The organism is bacterium (assembly GCA_031082185.1).
Classification (GTDB): Bacteria; Sysuimicrobiota; Sysuimicrobiia; order Sysuimicrobiales; family Humicultoraceae; genus VGFA01.
The window spans coordinates 192,973-211,654 of sequence record JAVHLI010000002.1; the positions used below are offsets into that span (position 1 = coordinate 192,973).

Sequence of the window (18,682 nt, forward strand, 5' to 3'; positions counted from 1 at the left end):
GCTCAGCGGCCCTGCTGATCGGCGGCCGGATCGGTTACGGTCACGGTTCGTGAGGCCCGCGACCCGTTCAATCCGACTGCCGTGATGGATATCACGTACTGCGTGCCGGGCGCCCGGTAGGGCGGCCGGAACTCATAGGCGAATCGGCCCGCGGCGCCGGACTGCATCGAGACCTCGGCCGCCCTGGCACCTCCCCCCGCACCCTCGGCGGTCACAACGATCGTCACCATGGCACCGGGCACCGTGGAACCCTCGATGGTGAAGGGCGGCGTCAGCAGCGCGCCGTCGGCCGGCGCGCTCACGGCCAGCGGCGTGGGCTCCGAACCCCCTCCGGCCGGCTGTACAACGGTGAGGTCGTACCGCGTGGGCGCCGTGGACCGGGTGAACACCTCGCGCCGGGGGTGAGGACAGGCAGGCGTCGCCAGTTGCCAGGTTCCTGCGCAGACGGTGGTCACGACGACGCCCTCGGGAGGCGCCCAGTCGCCGGGTGGGTGCGCTGAGGTGGCCTCCCGCATGAACTTGGCCCAGATCTCGGCCGGCACCATGCCGCCTACCACCCTGCGCATGGGCGTGTTGTCGTCGTTGCCGACCCACACGGTGGTCGCGAGGTGTGGGGTGTAGCCCACAAACCAGGCGTTGCGGTAGTCGTCGGTCGTTCCGGTCTTGCCCGCGGCCGGACGGCCTATTGCGGCGGCGACGCCGGTCCCGCGTTCGATCACGCCCTTGAGGAGATCGGTCATCACGTAGGCAACCTCAGGCGATAGGCCCACCTGACGCCGGGGTCGGTGCGCTTCCAGTACCTTGCCGCGTGAGTCGGTAACCTTCAGGATCGCCAGCGGCTGCGCGCGCAGGCCGCCGCTGGCCAGCGTGGCAGCCGCGGTCGTCATCTCCAGTGGGGTTACGTCGGCCGATCCCAGCGCCAGGGACAGGTGGGGCTGCAGCGGGCTCTCGATCCCCATCGCCCGGGCGGTCTCGATGACCCGTTCCGGACCCAGCTCAACGAGCATGCGCGCCGCGGGTATGTTTATCGAGCGCTCGAGCGCGCGCCGCAGCGTCACGGGCCCGGAGTACTTGCCGTCGTAGTTCTTGGGCGTCCAGTCCGGGGCGCCGCGGATCTTGTAGGTGATCGGTTCGTCTTCGAGGATGCGGGTAGGCGGTATTCCCTGAGCGATGGCCGTGGAATAGACGAAGATCTTGAATGCCGAGCCGGGCTGGCGGCGGGCCTGCCAGGCGCGGTTGAACTGGCTGGCGGCGAAGTCTGCCCCGCCGATCATGGCGCGGATCGCGCCGGTCTTAGGATCCATGGACACCAGCGCTGCCTGGCCGACGTTCAGCTTGCGGCGCGCGGCGCCGGCGATTCCGGCGCGCACCGCCTTATCGGCCGCGGCCTGCATCCTAGGATCCAGAGTGGTGTGCACCTGGAGCCCCCCGTTGTAGACCAGGTCCTCGCCGTAGGTCTCGAGCAGGCGCGCGAGGATCAGCGAGACGAAGTAGGGCGCGCGCATGCCGACCAGGCCGGCGTTGGACGGCGGGGCCAGCGCGATCTTGGCGGTTCGCGCGGCGGCGGCCTCCTGCGTGCTGATGTAGCCCAGGACCGCCATGCGCGCCAGCACAAGGGCCTGCTTCTCCTGGGCCAGGGCCAGGTTGCGGAAAGGCGAGTAGGCCGACGGCGCGCGGATCACTCCGGCCAGCAGCGCGGCCTCGGGCAGCGTCACGTCCCTGACCGGCTTGCCGAAGTAGACGCGGGCCGCCATCTCGACGCCGTAGGCGCCGTGCCCGAAGTAGTACTGGTTCAGGTAGCGCTCAAGGATCTCTTCCTTGGTGAGCCGGCGCTCGATCTCAAGTGCCAGCAGGACCTCAGCCACCTTGCGGCTGAGCGCTCTCTCCTGCGAGAGGAAGAGCATGCGCGCCAGTTGCTGCGTGATGGTGCTGCCGCCCTCCACCAGCTCGCCCTCGCGGAGGTTGCGCCACATCGCGCGCGCGATGCCCCTGGGATCCACGCCGCGGTGGCTGTAGAACCGTTCATCCTCGATGGCCAGCACGGCCTGCCGCAACACCGGGGGAATCTGGGTCAGCGGTACGATCTGCCGGTTCTCGCGATAGAGTGAGGCGATCATCTCGCCGCCCTGGCCGTAGATCCGGGTGGCCTGACTGGGAGGCGTGTAGAGCCGCGATACGTCGTGGATCTGCCGCCCCACGGCGACCGCCACCCCAAGTGCCACGCCGCCGCCAACCAGCAGCACGAGGCCCAGCAGCACAAGCAGCAGGATGATGGCAGTCCAGGAAGACCGGCGGGGGCGGGAGCGCCGCGCGCGCGTGCGACCAGAGTCAGGGAGCGGACGCCTGTGTGCCATGGTGGATGAGCCCGGCGGCGAGGCCGGATCCGTATCATTGTAGCATACCCTTCAGTGCGCTCGGCCCGCCGGCGCCGTAGCTGAAAGGAGCTTCCCGCATAAGGAAGGGACGCGGATCAAGACCCGCGTCCCTATTCTGCGGCATCTGGGTGTGCCGCGCCTGGTGGAGACGAGCGGATTCGAACCGCCGACCCCCTCGTTGCGAACGAGGTGCTCTCCCAGCTGAGCTACGTCCCCGGACAGCAGCGATTATACGCGCCTACCGCCGGGCGCGCAATCGCCGCAGGCCCCACCCGGCGACCGCGCCGGCCCCGCCCGCAGCCCACATCGCCGGCAGCGGCTGCACCAGGATCAGCAGCCCCCACGGCCCCACCCGGTCAAGCAGCGTTACGGCCCGCACCCAGGTCTCGGGGACGATCAGCAGAGGCAGTGGCGCCAGCACGGCTCCCCACAACCCTCCAAGGATGAAGCCGAAGACCGCGCCTTCAGCCAGCACTGGCAGGAAGCTCGCGCTCCACCCGACCTGCCGCAAATCCCAGTTGCCGAGCGCCGCCTCGACCGCGTACCCGGTCAGGTACGCGGCAAGGATAGCCACCGGCAGACGCCGCCAGGAGTCCCTCACAGGAAGCTCCTCACAGCCGGATCGAGACCGGCACCACCGGATCTTCAAGCGTGACCTCGGGGTGCGCCGCTAGGTAGAGCACCAGGTCCGCCACAGCGGCTGTCGAAAGCAGCCGCGCCGGGTCGAAGTCGGGCGTCGCAGCCCAGCGCATCGGCGTGTCCATGGGCGCGGGCGCCAGACAGGCCACGCGTACCCCTTGCGGCTTGACCTCAAGTGCCAGTGCCCGCGAGAAGCCGATCACGGCCGCCTTGGCCGCGGTGTACACCGCGACTCTGGGCGCGCCGGTGATGCCGGCCCGCGAGGCCACGTTCACGATCAACCCGCGCCCGGATGCCAGCATCGGGCGCAGCGCCGCGCGGTTGGCCAGGAAGACCGAGCGCGTGTTCATCGCGAACATGTGCTCCCACTCGACCAGCGTGACCTCTGTAAGCGGCTTGATCAGCGCGGCCCCGGATGTAACCACCAGCAGGTCGAGCCGCCCGCCCGCCTCCAGCGCGTGCGCCACGATGCGTTCGGCGTCGGCCTCCAGGGACGCATCGGCCACGACCGCGCTCGCCCGACCGCCAAAGCGGCAGATCTCCCCGGCCACTGCCTCAACCTGGGAAGCCGTGCGTGCCGCCACGACAACCTCGGATCCGGCGCGCGCCAGCGCCAGGGCTACTTCTCGTCCCAACCCGCGGCCGCCTCCTATGACAACCGCGCACTGCCCTGCAAGATCCATCATGGAGTCTGCCCTCCCATCCACACATTTCCTATATTCCCTGGAACGCGGTTGCACGCCTGCCCGCCGGCCGGTACTGTGAAGGGGTATTCATGAGGGGTGGCCCGTGTCCATCAACGCTCCGGAGTCGTTCTCGCTCACCTCCCGCATCCGCTACGACGAGTGCGGCGCCGGCGGCGTTGTCCGCGCGTCGGTGTACGTCCGGCTCCTGCAGGAGATGGCTTTCGAGCACTCCGCGGCCTGCGGGTATCCGCCGGAGTGGAACATCGCGCGCGGCCTGTTCTGGCTCGCGCGCCGGGTCCGACTCGTTGTGGAGGCACCGGCGCGCCACGGCGACGCGCTGGTCTGCACCACCCGGCTGCTGGGCGCCCGGCGCATCCTGGCACGCCGGCTCGGCACGGTGCGCCGAGGGGACAACGACACGCCGGTGGCCACCGCAGTCGTGGACTGGATTCTGACCCAGAACGGCACCACCCCGGTGCGCATCCCGGAAGATGTGGCCGCCTCCTTCCCGGGCATGGAGCGCACGGTCGCTCCACTTCCCCTGGAGGAGCCCAGTCCGCCGGCAGGAGTGCCCGAGGCGTCCCTGTGGGTGCGGACCAGCGACGCCGACGCGATGGCCCACGCCAACCACCCCGTTTACCTCGACCTGCTCGACGACGCGGTGTTCCGGGCCGGGGGCGGCCAAGCAATCGCAGCCCTCCCACGCACCTACGATCTCCAGTATCACGCCGCGGCCCCTGTTGGGGCACCGCTGCGCGACCTGGCCTGGGCTGAGAGCAGCACCTGGCACTACCGGCTGGTTACACCCGAAGGCCGCCTAATACTGCACGGCCGCCTGGCGACCTCGGCCTAAACGCGCGCGCCCTCGGGCAGGTCTACTCCCAGGGGACACCTCTCGTTCGAATGGAGCCTGCGATGATCCGTGCAACCGCACTGATGCTTGGTCTCTTGCTCGCGGCCGCTCTTCCCCATCCCGAGCGCTCGTCGGCGTCTCCGTTCCAGCACGTCGTGGTGATCGTGATAGACGGCGCCAGGCCCGACTACCTCGATCTCACGCCGATGCCAAACCTACGACGGCTGATGCGCGACGGCACGGTCTACACCCGCGCTTGGATCGGGCAGATGATCGCCAACACCCCGCCGGTGCACGCCACCCTGGCCACAGGAACGCTCCCGCGCACCAACGGCGTGGTCGGCTTCGGATGGAAGGACCCCTCCAGCGGGCGGATGACCTGGCCCACGTCCATGGAGGCGGTGATGCGCGGCGAGCAGCAGCGAGTGCTGGCCACCTCCGGTGTACCGACGATAGCCGGCATCCTACGGGCCAGGCGGCCCGGGCTCGTGGCTGCCTCGGTCAGTTCCAGCAAGTACTTTGCCGCGGATGCGATGGGGTTGGAGGCAAACTACATTGTCTTCCGCACCCGGCCGTCGCGCGCGACCTCTCAGCCCTCGGCCGTGCCTGGACGCGAGCCGCCCCCCGGGGTGCTCGATGTTCCCTCACTGCGCGATCCGCGTAACCCCTCGGACGCGTGGGCCACCGACGCCGCGCTGGCGCTCTTCCGGGCGGTGCGGCCTCAGGTGCTCCTGCTGAACCTGCCGGCCACGGATGAACAGGGTCACGCCACCGGCGGCATCGTCGCCCCGGAGATCATGAGTCGAATCGTGCAAATCGCCGACGTCCAGATCGGTCGCCTGCTGCGCGCGTACGAGGACGCGGGCATCCTGGCGCAGACGCTCTGGGTCGTGACCTCGGATCACGGCATGGTGCCTGGCGAGCGGCTGATTGATGTCGCCCAACTCCGAAGGGCCGCCGCAGAGGCCGGGGCGCGCCTGATGGGCGGTGGAGGATCCAGCGCAGAGTTCTGGGTTGATGACGCCGGGAAGATCGAGGCGGCCGCCCGGGCCATCGCGGGCGTCGGCCTCCCCGGCGTCTCCGCCGTCTATCGCAAGGTGCGCGAGGGCGCCGGTTTCGCCTATGTCCCGGTCGAGGCCGGATCCCCCGTCCCTCCGGATCTCGACGCGGCCTACCGCTATCTCTTCTCTACCTTTGCCGGCGCCCACGGGCCCGAGATCGCAGTCCCGTACCGCGAGAACACGATCAACCGTGGCGATCAGCCCACCGACCCGACGCTGCCGTTTCGCTATCGCGGCTCGCACGGCGGGGTATCGTGGCTGATACAGCACATCCCCCTGGTCATCAGCGGCCCGGGAGTCCGGCGAGGGCTGGTCACCGACTACCCGGCCCGGGTGGTGGACATAGCGCCCACGATCTTGGCCCTGCTGGGCGCGGTCCCAACCGGTATGGACGGTATCGTGCTGGGCGACGCGTTTGATGTCCCGCCGGGCGGCTCGCTGGAACTCCAAGAGGCCCAGGCCCGCCGTCTCCGTCCGCTGCAGGACGCCCTGATCTCGGCGTCCCGGCGTGATCGGGCTGGACGCTAGCCTGGGAGCGCAGAAGACAGGCCTAGACTTCCCCTGCCTTGGGAATATCCAGAGCGACGCGTGCCGCAGCGCTCGGCCCGCTGTCAGGGGGAATACGCAATGGAAAACACGGAGCTGGAACGCCTTCGGGCGCGAATCGAGCACCTGGAGCGCCGGCAGCGGGCCGGCCTGTTGAGATGGTGCTTGAGCCTGGTGGCAGTTGGTGTGATGGCGTTCGGGGTGCAGCAGGCAGCGTCGCAGAACGAAATCCTCAGGGTGCGCGGCCTGGAGGTCACCGACGCCTCGGGCATCGTCCGCATCGGGCTCAACGTCCAGCAGGACGGAACCGCGGAGATCCTGCTCGCCGAGGCCGCGGGGCGCGGACGTATGTGGCTCAACGTGCGCCCCGACGGCACACCTGGTGTCATCATCGCCGATGCCGGCGGTCGCGGCCGCATCTGGTTCGTGGCCTCACCGGACCGGCCTTCAGGCGTGATCCTGTCCGATGGGATGGGCAGGGGCCGCGTATGGCTGAACGCCTCCCCGGACGGGTCGCCGGGTCTCGTGCTTGTGGACAACTCCGGAAAGGTCAGGTTCCAGGCGCCCTAGCCGGGCCGCAGCGGCAATGCCAGTCCAGGTTGCGGTCTCACTTGAGGCTGCCGCGTAGGACGTCGAGCAGCTCCATGCAGACCCTCTTCGTTCGGCCGTCCTCATCCAGGTTCGGATTCCAACTCGACACCGAGATGGCAACTACCCGGGTGGTGTGAGCCAGGAGAGCGAAAACCTCGGCCAGTTGCGATGCCGCTGGGCCACCTTGAGCAAGGTAGTTCTGGGCAGGGGCATCCAGCGGGTTCACGACATCGGTGTCGAAGTGAACGTACAGAGGCCCCTCCGGCAGATCTCCCTCAAGCAATGCTCTGACGTCGCCCACGTGGCGCACGGACGAACGCGCAAGAGCCTCTCGCTCCCCGGGATCTAGATCGCGCGCGTCGGTCAGGACCACCTGCCGCTCTGGCAGGTTCACCAAGCCCGCGGCTTCCACGAGTCTCTGCTCCCCGCGCCCCACGATCATGGCGAGGGGCATTCCTCCCAGGAATCCGCTTGGAGTCGTCTCCCAGGTGTTGAAGTCTCCGTGCGCGTCAAACCAGATCAGCGTGGGGTTGGTGCCCGCACGCTGGAGACCGGCCAGTACTGCTATGGCAGAGCAGCAGTCCCCGGAAATGCTGACTGGTCTCTCACCGCGCCGCACAGCATCGCAAACAAGATCCGAAAGGCCCCTAAGCAGAGGCGACACTGCTGCGATTTGATCACCATGACCAATGGGCTGCTTGTTCGCGTCATAGCAGTCCAAGCCCAGCGCTTCCAGCTGAGAATACGCCTCATCCAGGAAGAAGGGGGTGACAATGAATCGGTCGGGCATGTGCGGATGGGCTTCTTTCATGGCGGGCATTCTGGTGGGCCCTGGTGGACTCGAACCACCGACCTCGCCCTTATCAGGGGCGCGCTCTCACCACCTGAGCTAAGGGCCCACGGGCAGCATCGAGTATACCCGCCGTCACCAGTTCAGGCAACTGCAGGGGGCCCTCCGGCAAACTCCCTTCGCACCTGCGCGAGCAACTCCGGTCGCGCCATCAGGTCGTACGCCGTCAGCGCCATGGCCTTCGCCGCTGCGAGCATCGCCTCCAGGCCGCGATCCCCAAGTGAGGCCTCGCGAAACTCCAGGGTGTGCCCAACCATATCCTTCGGGCCGATCGCCACATACGGGTGGATGGACGGGATCGCCTGGCTGAGATCACCCATGTCCGTGGAGCCCATGCGCGGACGGTCGGGAGGGGTGTCCTCGGGCCATCCCAGGGACTCCAGGTGCCGGCTGAACGCTCCTGCCAGGGCGCGGTTTGGCTTGATTGCCTCGTAGCCCTTGCGAGATGCGTGCTCCAGGGTCGTCCCAGTGGCCAGGGCGGCCCCCCGGGCGATGTTGATCACGCGTTCCAGCAGCTCGCGGGCGTATCCGTCGTCTGTCGCCCGCACCGTGAGCACCGCCTCGGCACGGTCGGGAATGATGTTGGGTGCTGCACCACCGTAGGTGATGATGCCGTGGATCCTGGCATCGTCGCGCACCTGCTGACGAAGCAGTCCTATCCCCACGAACGCCTGGATGAGGCCGTCCAGCGCGTTCACGCCTTCGTCAGGGGCGGCAGCGGCATGCGCCGATCTTCCGGCAAAAGTGACCGCCAGACGGTAGGAAGCCAGGGAGGGCCGGCCTGAGAGGGTGTAGCTTGCCGGATGGAACATCAGGGCCGCGTCCACGCCCTGGAAGGCGCCGCGCTGCAGCATGATCACCTTCCCGCCGCCGCCTTCCTCGGCCGGGGTCCCCATCACCGCCACGCGGCCCGGCAGGTGGTGACGGACCGCGGCCAGCCCGATGCCGGCTCCCAGCGCCGCCGTACAGATGAGGTTGTGGCCGCACGCGTGCCCTATCTCTGGGAGCGCGTCGTACTCCGCCAGAATCGCGACGGTAGGCCCGTGATCTGATCCCGCGATCTCTGCCCGAAACGCGGTTTCCAGATCGGCCACGCCGCGCTGCACGCGGAACCCGTGCCGTTCAAGCGCCTCGGTCAGCCAGGCGGCCGCCTGCCGCTCCTGAAAAGCGATCTCCGGCGTGGCGTGGATGCGGCGGGCAAGCTCTATCAGTTCGCCTGATGCGGCGTCAATTGCCGACAGTATCTGTGCGTGCATGAGGTGTGTCGCCTCCATGGGGGATTGAATGAGGCGTTCTGCGCGTGACCGCGGCTGTCCTCCTGCTACGCGATCGTGATGCGCGCGAACCGTCTCCGGCCGACCTGAACGACCAGCCCCTGACGGGCGGGGACGATTGCCTCCACGTCGTGGATCCGGCCGCCGTCAACGCTGACGCCGCCCTGGCTGATGAGCCGCCGCGCCTCGCTGTTGCTCTCGGCCAGCCCGGTCACCACCAGCAGTCGGATCAGGCGGATCCGCCCATCGGGCGCCTCATCCGCGGGGACGTACGCTTCCGGGATTTCGTCGGGCAGTTCCTTTCCCACAAAGAGCCGCTCGAACGCGGCCCCGGCGGAGTGGGCCGCTTCCTCGCCGTGCCAGAGAGCGACGATGGCCCCGGCCAGGCGTCGCTTCGCATCCCGCGGGTGCACGCTTCCGTCCTCCAGCCCTTGGCGAATCGCCGCGACCTCTTCCATGGGCACGTCCGTAGCGTACTCGAAGTAGTCCGCCATTAGCGCATCGGGAATGGACATCGCCTTGCCGAACATCTCGGAGGACGGCTCGGTTATCCCAATGGCGTTGCCCAGGGACTTGCTCATCTTCTCGACCCCGTCGAGCCCAGGCAGTAGCGGCGTCAGCACCACAACCTGCGGCGGCTGCCCCACCTCGCGCTGCAGGTCGCGGCCCATCAGGTTGTTGAACTTCTGGTCGGTGCCTCCCAGTTCAACATCGGCCTCCAGCGCCACCGAGTCGTACGCCTGGCAGATGGGGTAGAGCAACTCGTGCATGTGGATCGGCACCCCGCTGCGCAACCGGGTGGTGAAGTCGTCGCGCTCTAGGATGCGCGCCACCGTGACGCGCGAGGTCAATCGGATCACGTCGGCAAACGAAAGCGCGCCCAACCACTGGCTGTTGAACGTGACCCTTGTGCGCGATGGGTCGAGGATCAGGCCGTACTGCTCGCGGTAGGTCTGGGCGTTGGAGGCGATCTCCTCGGGCGAGAGCATCGGGCGCGACTGCTTCTTGCCCGTGGGGTCACCGATCATCGCGGTGAAGTCGCCGATCACGATGATAACCTCGTGGCCCAGATCCTGAAACTGCCGCATCTTGCGCAGCACTATCGCGGTGCCCAGGTGCAGGTCGGGCGCAGAGGGATCGAGACCGAGCTTGACCCGAAGCGGGCGGAGGAGGCGCAGCTTGGCCAGGAGATCCTCCTCGGAGATGATCTCGGCACAACCGCGACGCAATCGTAACAGTTGCTCTTCGGGTGAAAGAAACACCATGCTCCTACCTCCGGAAAACGGGCTGCGATACCTCAGCTTACAACATCAGCGTGACAACCGTCGCGCCGTCGCCGCCTTCGAACCGGTCGCCTATGTGGAACTGCCGCACGTGCGGGTGCCCACGCAGGAACTCGTGCACGGCCCGCCGCAGCGCACCGGTGCCCTTGCCGTGAATCACGGCCACCTGCTGCAGCCGCGCGCGAACCGCGTCGTCCAGGTAGCGGTCCACAGCCAGAAGGGCCTCGTCCACGGTCTGTCCGCGCACGCTGAGCGACGTCTCCACGACAGGCCGCGCGGGCACCTCGGCGCGCCCGGCGGACCGCGCAGGGACCGAGGGCGCACCGCCAACTGCCGGGGCCTCGTGCAGCGCCTCCAGGGGGACGCGCGTGCGTAGCGTGCCTACCTCCACCTCCACCTGGCCGTGCGCATCAGGACCGGCCACCACGGTGCCGACCCTGCCCAGCGGCATCACGTAGACCGTCTGGCCTGCGTGCACGCGCTCGACCATCGGTCCTGGCGGCGCCGCGGGCTCCTGGGCGGGCAACGCCTCCAATGCCTCCTTCAGGTGTGACCGCGCCCGCCGCACCGCTTCCTCGGTACGCGCTGCGCGCACCTCTGCCATCACCGCGTCCAGACGTCTGCGCGTCTCGATGATGATCGTCTCGCCGGTCTGCCTGGCCTCTGCCAGCAGGCGCCGGCGCTCGCGCCGAATGTGCTCGGCCTCCTGGACCATTTGCTGCTCGGCCTCCTGGGCCGCCGCCCTGGCCAGCGCGGCCTCGGCCCTGTCCATCTCCGCGGCCTGCCTGTCGCGCGTGAGGTCATCCAGCACCTGCTCGATGGCCACATGCTCTGGCGCCAGAAGGGACCTTGCCTCCGCCACGACGCCGGGATCGAGACCCAGCCGTTCCGCGATGACGAGGGCGTTACTGCGGCCCGGAAGCCCGATCTGAAGCCGGAACGTGGGCCGCAGCGTCTCAACGTCGAACTCCACGGACGCGTTCTCGATACCGGCTTCCACAGAAGCCAGCATCTTCAGCTCGTTGTAGTGGGTGGTGACCACGGTGTGCAACCCGCGGCGGTGCAGTTCCTGAATGATCGCTCGGGCCAGCGCCACCCCCTCGGTGGGATCGGTTCCTGCGCCGACCTCGTCGAGCAGAACAAGCCCGGGCGGCCGCACGTTTCGCAGGATCTGGACGATGGCGCTCATGTGCGACGAGAAGGTAGACAGGTTCTGTTCGATGGACTGCTCGTCGCCTATGTCCGCGTGCACCTGGTCGAATCGGGCGACGGTGCTGCCGTCCGCGGCCGGTATGAACAGCCCTGCCTGGGCCATCAGGGCCAGCAGGCCGATGGTCTTCAGGGCCACCGTCTTGCCCCCGGTGTTGGGGCCGGTCACGACCAGCGTGGTGAACTCGCCTCCCAGGATGATATCCACCGGGACGACCTCTGCGTCACCCCGGGCGAGGACCAGCACGGGGTGACGCGCGCAGTGCACCTGCATGATGCCGTCCTCGCGCACCTGTGGCGCAGTGGCCCGCAGGCGCGCGGCCAGCGCGGCCTTGGCCGATGCCAGGTCCAGATCGCCCAGGATCTCCCCGTTGGTGCACAACGCTCCGGAGTGTTCACCCACCAGACCCGACAGTTTGCGCAGGATCCGGAGGATCTCCTCGCGCTCCGCGGCATCCAGCTCGCGCCGCCGGTTGCCCAACGGGACCAGCGCCAGCGGCTCCATGAAGAGCGTAGCTCCGCTTGCGCTCGCGTCGTGCACGATGCCCGGGAACTGCGCGCGGTGTTCGGCCCGCACGGGCATGACGAACCGATCACCTCGCATCGTCACCAGCGACTCCTGCAGGTAACGCGCGACGGCCGAATCGTGGAGCAGTCGCTCCAGCGACTCCCGCAGGCGTCGCTCCACGGCCTGGTGCTCGTCGCGGATCCGGCGCAGCTCGGGCGAGGCCGTACTCAGAACCCGGCCCTGGTCGTCCAGGGCCCTGACGATCTCCGTCTCCAACCCCGGCAGCGCGGCCAGGCGGTCGGCCATCGCTGCCAGGCGTAGGGCCAGAGTGCGACGCGAGCGCAGGTGGGCCTGGACGCGCCGGGTGACCTCCAGGGTCTGCGCCACGTCGAGCAGTTCCAGGGGTTCGAGCATTCCGCCCGATGCCGCCATCGCGGCCTGCACCCGGATGTCGCGCGCGCCCCGCACCTGGATCTCGGACTCCGCGGCAACCGCCACCGCCTCCGCGGTAACCTCCAGGGCCGCGCGCACCGCCTCGCCTTCGCGCAATGGCGCCAGGCGCAGCGCCAGCTCGCGCCCCATGGGCGTCACGGTGCCCTCGGCCAGCGCCGCAAGGATCTTGGGAAACTCGAGCACTCGAAGGGTGCGCGCGTCGGCGATCATTGACACCTCTTCATTATAGACGAGAGGGAAACCGCCGCGAGAGCGCGGGGTGGTCGTCCAGTCCGAACCGCCACGCGCGGCCCCGGGCGTTGCTAACCCCGATGCGCGGACCGACGGCAACGGCGACGCGGCGGCGGCCGCCATGAGCCAGGTAGAGCGGAGGCACGGTAAGATCGGAGCCGTTGTGCTCCAGGCCGACCGACATCGCGACGGTCAGGCGGCCGGGGCCTGAGGCAGCGGGCTCGATCGCCCGCAGGAGCACCGCCCCCGGCCGTCCCTCGGGCTCGGTGACAACGTTCAGGCAGGCGTGCAGCCCAAACGCACGGTAGACGTAGGCGATCCCGGGCCGGCCGAACATGACCGCACTGCGCGGGGTCCGCTTGAAGGCATGGCTGGCAGGGTCGTCGGCCCCCCGGTAGGCCTCGGTCTCCACGATGCGACCTACCAGCACTCCCGACGGCGTCTCGTGGACCAGCAGATGGCCCAGCAGGGAACGGGCGACGGCCACCGTGTGCCGTGCGAAGAAGCTGCGCGGAAGCGGCCGGAACTGTCTCATCTCACCGGCTGCGCCGCGGGCGGCCTTCCCGGTGGCCGAGCACCTCGCGCAGCGACGCGAGCGGCAGCGTGTTGATGACCTCTCGCGCCTCGACCCAGCCGCGCCGGGCGGTTCCCACCCCAAGCGGCATGTAGCGCAGCTGCGCGCACGAGTGCGCGTCCGTGCCGATCGCCAGGCGCGCCCCCCGCTCCCTGGCCAGGCGGACGTCGGTGTCCTTGAGGTCCAGGCGCTCGGGCGCGGCGTTGATCTCAAGCGCGGTCCCGGTTCGGACCGCGGCGTCCACCACCGCCTCGATGTCCACCTCGTAGGGGTCGCGCGCGCCGAGCAGGCGGCCGGTGGGGTGACCGAGGATATCCACGTGCCCGCTCTCCATCGCCCGCACTATGCGCGAGGTCATCTCATCACGGCTCATTCGGAAGCGGGTGTGCACCGATGCGATCACCAGGTCGAGGTCGGCCAGCAGCTCGTCGGGGTAGTCCAGGGTGCCATCGGCGGAGATGTCGCACTCGGTGCCGATGAGAACGGCTATCCCCAGGCGGTCTGAGAGAGCGCGGACCTGCCGGATGTGCTCGCGCAGGTCCGCGGCCGGCACTCCTCGCGCGACCTTGAGCGACTGCGAATGATCGGTGATGCAGACGTACTCGTATCCCATCGCCACTGCGGCGGCTGCGATCTCCTCGACGCTATCGGCGCCGTCGCTCCACGATGTGTGCGCGTGAACCTCGCCGCGGATGTCCTCGGCCTCGATCAACCGCGGCAGCCGCCCTGCCTCCGCCGCCTCGATCTCGCCCTTGTCCTCCCGAAGTTCGGGCGGGATCCACGGCAGGCCGAGGGCGCGGTAGATGCCGGCCTCGGTGCGACCGGCCACCCGGCGACCGGCCACGCGGCGGTCGTCCCCGCCGCGACCGTCCCCCGACCGCCACAGGCCGTACTCGTTGAGCTTCAACCCGGCGCGGGCCGCCCGCTCGCGCAGGGCGACGTTGTGCTCCTTGCTGCCGGTGAAGTACTGCAGCGCCGCGCCATACGCGGCGGGCTCCACAACGCGCAGGTCGGCCTGCAGCCCGATGTCCAACACCACGGAGGACCGGGTGGAACCCCGCTCCAGCACCTCGCTGACTTCGGGCGCCGTCGTGAAGGCGTCCATCACCCGACCGGGCGCCCGGCTGGTTACCAGGATGTCCAGGTCGCCCACGGTCTCCCTCATGCGGCGGATGCTGCCGGCGGCGCTGATCTGTTTCACGCCTGGGACGGCCCGCAATCGCTCCACCATCTCGACTGCCGCGGGTAGGGCAAAGCCCAGGGGCCGGCGCCCGGCCTGGCGGCGCACCATCGCGATGCCGCGCAGTATGGCCTCCTCGGTCCGCTGACCCATGCGCGGCAGTTCGCGAATGCGGCCCGCGGCAGCCGCGGCCTCCAGTTCGTCCAGCGTCGAGATGCCCAGCTGCTCGTGCAGCAACAGCGCGGTCTTGGGCCCGACCTCAGGCACCAACATCAAGGTGGTCAGCCCAGGCGGAAGCGAGGCGGCCAGTTCTTCGTAGGCGTGCATCGTGCCGGTGGCCAGGAACTCGACGATCTTCTCCGCCAGGGCCTTGCCTATTCCGGGAATCTCGGTCAGGCCTCCTCGGGCGGCGACCTCGGCAACATCCTCTGAGAGTCCCTCTATGGCGCGGGCTGCCCGGCGGTAGGCGTTGATACGGAAAACCGACTCGCCCCCTATCTCGAGCAGATCGGCTATCAGCGCAAACCGTTGGGCGACGGCCCGGTTCTGCGTCACGCCGGGTTCGTCAGAACCTGTGGTCCGGACCGATCGGCGGGAACGGGATCGGGCTGATCCGTTGAAGGTGAGTGACGGCGCCTCGCTGAGCCGCCGCGACGTACCGCACGATCGGCGACCGCTCGACGTCCTGCGCGATGGCCTCCGACAGAGGCGAGGCCAGCAGGATTCCTACCCCGGCCATAGTCGCGACCAGGGCCTTGAGCGCGCCTGTGAGAATCCCAAGGAGCTGGGCGTACAGGCCTGGTCGCTTGCCGCCTGGCAGGATGCTGATCAGCACGGCCAGCAGCGTGTACGCGACCAGGAAAGCCAGGACGAATCCAACGGTCCGCCCCCATTCCAGGGGCAGGGGGCTCCCTTTTGTGATGCGCTCGCCCAGGGCCGGGAAGGCGATCGCCGCGGCCGCGTAGGCAACCACCAGCGCCACCGCGCCCAGCAGGGACGCGACGCCGCCCTTGAACATTCCCTGCACGACGAACCCAATCAGCAGCACGATCGCGATCCAGTCAAGCCAGGTCACTGCAGCCACCTCCAGGATGCCCGTTCACCAAAGACGATACCCTATATGCCACTCCGGCATACCTATGCGCGGACCTTGACCGGCAGGCGCGCGGCCAAGGCCGCGCATATCTCCAGCATCAATCCCTCGATCTCTTCGCCGGTGAGGGTGCGGTCCGGAGCGCGAAACGTCAGGGTGTAGGCCAGGTTGCGCGTCCCCGGAGCGAGCGGCGGGCCGGTGTAGGCGTCGAACAACTCCACCGACTCCAGCAGTGCGCCGCCGGCCTCGACCAGCGCTCCCTGTACCGCCGCATGGGGCAGACCCAACGGCGCCACCAGGGCAACATCGCGCACCACTGCCGGATACCGCGGCATGCCCGTGAATCTCGGCTGAAGCACCGCGCGGCCGAGCAGCACATCCAGATCCATCTCGCTCACGCAGGTGCGGCCTGGAAGATCGAACCGGGCGGCAACTTGGGGATGCAGCTCGCCCATCACCCCGGCCTCCACGCCTCCGACGCTGACGCGTCCACACCGCGCCGGATGCATCCACGCGGGACCGCCGGCTTCCACTGCAAGCGGTCCTGCCCGCAGCTCGCCGGAGAGGGTTTCCAGCACGCCCCTCAGGTGCAGCAGCGTGGCCTCGCGCAGATCCCGGGCGTCCTCCCAGAACCCGGCCAGCCACACCCCGCGCATCGCTATCGCCAGTGCGCGCCGTTCCCTCACCACGCCGCCTTCAGCCCGGAAGGTGCGGCCGATCTCAAACAGGTGGATCGCTCCCTGCCGCCGCGCGACGTTGACCCGTACCGCCTCCAGCAGTCCCGGAAGCAGAGCGGACCGCAGGTGGGTGTGATCGGCGGTAAGCGGGTTGGAGATGGGCACGGCCAGGCGCCACGGATCGCCCTCCTCCACCCCCAACTGGTCCAGCGCGCGCGGGTGGACGAGTGACAGCGTCATCGCCTCGGTCAGGCCCGCACGCACGAGCGCGTCGCGCGCAGCGCCCTCGGCTTCCAGCGTGACCGGGCGGCGTCCCTGCTGCATGATCTCGCACGGCATCGCCTCTGGAATCCGGTCGTAACCGTGGTGGCGGGCCACTTCCTCGACGAGGTCTTCCTCGCGCTCCAGATCCCTTCGGCCGACCGGGGGCACGGCGAAGACCGAATCCCCCTCAAGGCGTACCTCGAGCCCGAGCCGGGTGAGGACGGACACAACCTCATCAGGCGGTATCTCCACACCCAGGACGCGCACCAAGCGCGGGAGCCGCAGCCTGATTACCGGCCTGGGCACCGGCGCCGGATAAACGTCCACCCCAAAGCGCAGGACCCGTCCTCCCGAGAGGCCGGCTATGAGCCCGGCGGCCCGGCGCGCTGCACGGGCGACCCCTTCGGGATCCACCCCGCGCTCGAACCTTGCGCTGGCCTCGGTGCGCAGGCCGATGCGACGGCTCGTGCGGCGCACGCCGGCAGGCGCAAACGACGCTGCTTCCAGCAGCACAGTGTGGGTCCCCGGCCCGATCTCGGTCTCGGCGCCGCCCATAATGCCGGCCAGGGCCACGGGACGGCGGGCGTCCGCGATAACGAGCATCGCGGGGTCGAGCGTGCGTCCCACGCCATCCAGCGTCACCAGGTGCTCGCCTGCGGCGGCCGATCGCACGATGATCCGACGTCCATGTAGCGCGTCGAGGTCAAATGCGTGCAGGGGTTGCCCCCATTCCAGCATCACGTAGTTCGTCGCGTCCACCACCGCGTTCACGGGCCGGATACCGGCCGCCTCCAGCCTGGCAGCGATGGCAGGGGGCGAGGAACCGACCGTGATACCCGTGATCACGTGGGCCACGTAGCGAGGGCAAAGCGAAGCGTCGGCAATCTCCACCGCGGCCATGGAGGAAGCGGGTGGGTCCACCTCGTCGAGATCGTCCTCCGGCAGATGTGCGTCGCAGCCCGCCCACGCCGCCAGCTCGCGGGCGATGCCGATCATGCTCAGCAGGTCCGGCCGGTTGGAGGCTATCTCGAGATCCAGCACCAGGTCTCCCCCGGCGCGCTCGACTCCCTCCACCCCGATGCCCAGCATGGGCAGGCGCTCGACCAGCGCCTCGGCGGGTTCGGGCAACTCAACGTACTCTCTCAGCCACGACAGCGGGGCGCGCATCTAGAACTGCTCCAGCAATCTGAGATCGTTCTCCCACAGCAGGCGGATGTCGGGGATCCCGTAGCGCACCATGGCCGGCCGGTCAACCCCCAGGCCGAACGCAAGAGCCGTGTACCGCTGTGGGTCAATCCCGGCCATCTCCAGCACCCTGGGGTGGAACATGCCGCACCCGCCCAGCTCCAGCCACCGTCCCTCGAACGACACCGCCAGTTCGGCGCTGGGTTCGGTGAAGGGGAAGTAGCTGGGCTGGAAACGCGTCTTGGTCTGGGGCCCGAACATCTCGCGCGCGAACGCGGCCAGCACGCCCTTGACGTTGGCGAACGTGATCGTCTCGCCGACCATGAACCCGTCCACCTGGTGGAACACCGGCATGTGCGTGGCGTCCACGGGGTCCCGGCGATAGCACCTTCCGCTGGTGACGATGCGCATCGGCGGCGTCCGTCCCACCATCACCCGTGCGTCCACGACGGTGGCGTGCGTGCGCAGCAGCAGCTCGTCGCCGAGATAGAAGGTGTCCTGCGTGTCGCGGGCCGGGTGGTCGCGCGGCATGTTGAGCCGCCCGAAGTTGAACTCGTCGGTTTCCACTTCGGTTCCCTCGACCACCTCAAACCCGAGCCCGATGAAGATCCGCTCGACCTCGTCGAGCGTGCGCCGAAGCACGTGCCGGCGGCCCAGCGGCCCGCGCCGGCCGGGCAGCGACACGTCAATCCGCTCATCTGCCAGGCGTTCTGCCTCCTGAGCAGTGGTGAGCTCGGCCGCGCGGCCGTCGAACGCCGCCAGCAGCGTCTCCCGGGCGCTGTTGAGGCGCGCGCCGAGTGACGCGCGCTCGGGTCCGCTCAGGACAGGGATGCCCTTGAGGAGCGCGGCGATCTCGCCCCGGCGCCCCAACACGCGGTGGCGCATGGCCTCCAGCACGTCGGGTGCCGTCACCCCCCCGAGCGCCTCGATCGTTTGGGTCACGAGCCGGTCAACATCATCGGGCATGTGGCCCCTCCCGGGGAATGCCAAAGCGCCTTCGCCCCCAGGGGCGAAAGCGCCTCGCTTCCGCGATACCACCCTCATCCATCGCCTGGCGGCCGTGCCGCACGCTTCTCAGTCGGGCAAGCGGCTCAGCGGACCCGGGGTTGTCCGGGCACACCGCCGATATGCCAGGTATGCCCAGATCGAG

Annotated in this window: 15 protein-coding genes and 2 tRNA genes; 3 read left to right on the plus strand and 14 right to left on the minus strand. The window is 69.0% G+C overall.

Features of this window, described 5'->3' with window-relative positions:
• Nucleotides 1-2: 2 nt before the first annotated feature.
• From RDU83_03305 to RDU83_03320, 4 genes are all read right to left on the minus strand, one after another.
• Complete coding sequence (locus tag RDU83_03305; protein ID MDQ7840040.1) at nt 3-2,354, minus strand: penicillin-binding protein 1A; 2,352 nt, start codon at nt 2,352-2,354, stop codon at nt 3-5.
• A 161-nt stretch (nt 2,355-2,515) separates the two neighbouring features.
• Nucleotides 2,516-2,591, minus strand: a tRNA-Ala gene (locus RDU83_03310).
• A gap of 22 nt (nt 2,592-2,613) precedes the next feature.
• On the minus strand, nt 2,614-2,976 hold the full coding sequence (locus RDU83_03315; GenBank protein MDQ7840041.1) for a hypothetical protein: 363 nt from the start codon (nt 2,974-2,976) through the stop codon (nt 2,614-2,616).
• Between the two features lie 10 nt (nt 2,977-2,986).
• A complete protein-coding gene (locus RDU83_03320) occupies nt 2,987-3,700 on the minus strand; it encodes an SDR family oxidoreductase (GenBank protein MDQ7840042.1) in 714 nt (237 codons plus the stop codon).
• 103 nt (nt 3,701-3,803) lie between these two features.
• On the opposite strand from RDU83_03320, the gene RDU83_03325 reads away from it, so the two are divergent.
• The 3 genes from RDU83_03325 (at nt 3,804) to RDU83_03335 (ending at nt 6,730) form a co-directional block, all read left to right on the plus strand.
• Nucleotides 3,804-4,553, plus strand: a complete 750-nt coding sequence (locus RDU83_03325) for an acyl-[acyl-carrier-protein] thioesterase (GenBank protein ID MDQ7840043.1) — start codon at nt 3,804-3,806, stop codon at nt 4,551-4,553.
• 62 nt (nt 4,554-4,615) lie between these two features.
• Complete coding sequence (locus RDU83_03330) at nt 4,616-6,142, plus strand: alkaline phosphatase family protein (GenBank protein MDQ7840044.1); 1,527 nt, start codon at nt 4,616-4,618, stop codon at nt 6,140-6,142.
• 99 nt (nt 6,143-6,241) lie between these two features.
• Nucleotides 6,242-6,730 carry a hypothetical protein gene (locus RDU83_03335; GenBank protein ID MDQ7840045.1) on the plus strand — a complete coding sequence of 163 codons (489 nt, stop codon included), beginning with the start codon at nt 6,242-6,244 and terminating at the stop codon, nt 6,728-6,730.
• 37 nt (nt 6,731-6,767) lie between these two features.
• On the opposite strand, the gene RDU83_03340 is transcribed toward RDU83_03335, so the two are convergent.
• The 10 genes from RDU83_03340 to pheS all read right to left on the minus strand — a co-directional run bounded on the left by RDU83_03340 (nt 6,768) and on the right by pheS (nt 18,498).
• A complete protein-coding gene (locus tag RDU83_03340) occupies nt 6,768-7,571 on the minus strand; it encodes an arginase family protein (GenBank protein ID MDQ7840046.1) in 804 nt (267 codons plus the stop codon).
• A 2-nt stretch (nt 7,572-7,573) separates the two neighbouring features.
• Nucleotides 7,574-7,650, minus strand: a tRNA-Ile gene (locus RDU83_03345).
• 34 nt (nt 7,651-7,684) lie between these two features.
• The gene (locus tag RDU83_03350; GenBank protein ID MDQ7840047.1) at nt 7,685-8,857 is read right to left on the minus strand and encodes a M20 family metallopeptidase; all 1,173 of its coding nucleotides are present in this window, start codon (nt 8,855-8,857) and stop codon (nt 7,685-7,687) included.
• A gap of 65 nt (nt 8,858-8,922) precedes the next feature.
• Complete coding sequence (gene tyrS / locus RDU83_03355) at nt 8,923-10,140, minus strand: tyrosine--tRNA ligase (GenBank protein ID MDQ7840048.1); 1,218 nt, start codon at nt 10,138-10,140, stop codon at nt 8,923-8,925.
• Between the two features lie 37 nt (nt 10,141-10,177).
• Nucleotides 10,178-12,538, minus strand: coding sequence for an endonuclease MutS2 (locus tag RDU83_03360; protein MDQ7840049.1), 2,361 nt, complete (start codon nt 12,536-12,538; stop codon nt 10,178-10,180).
• Between the two features lie 13 nt (nt 12,539-12,551).
• Nucleotides 12,552-13,094 carry a DNA-3-methyladenine glycosylase gene (locus RDU83_03365; GenBank protein ID MDQ7840050.1) on the minus strand — a complete coding sequence of 181 codons (543 nt, stop codon included), beginning with the start codon at nt 13,092-13,094 and terminating at the stop codon, nt 12,552-12,554.
• 1 nt (nt 13,095) lies between these two features.
• Nucleotides 13,096-14,868: a DNA polymerase/3'-5' exonuclease PolX gene (gene polX, locus RDU83_03370; protein MDQ7840051.1), complete on the minus strand. Its 1,773-nt coding sequence runs from the start codon at nt 14,866-14,868 to the stop codon at nt 13,096-13,098.
• Nucleotides 14,869-14,878: 10 nt separating this feature from the next.
• A complete protein-coding gene (locus RDU83_03375) occupies nt 14,879-15,388 on the minus strand; it encodes a CvpA family protein (protein MDQ7840052.1) in 510 nt (169 codons plus the stop codon).
• 62 nt (nt 15,389-15,450) lie between these two features.
• Nucleotides 15,451-17,514, minus strand: a complete 2,064-nt coding sequence (gene pheT, locus RDU83_03380; protein ID MDQ7840053.1) for a phenylalanine--tRNA ligase subunit beta — start codon at nt 17,512-17,514, stop codon at nt 15,451-15,453.
• Nucleotides 17,515-18,498: a phenylalanine--tRNA ligase subunit alpha gene (pheS, locus tag RDU83_03385; protein MDQ7840054.1), complete on the minus strand. Its 984-nt coding sequence runs from the start codon at nt 18,496-18,498 to the stop codon at nt 17,515-17,517.
• Between the last annotated feature and the right edge of the window lie 184 nt (nt 18,499-18,682).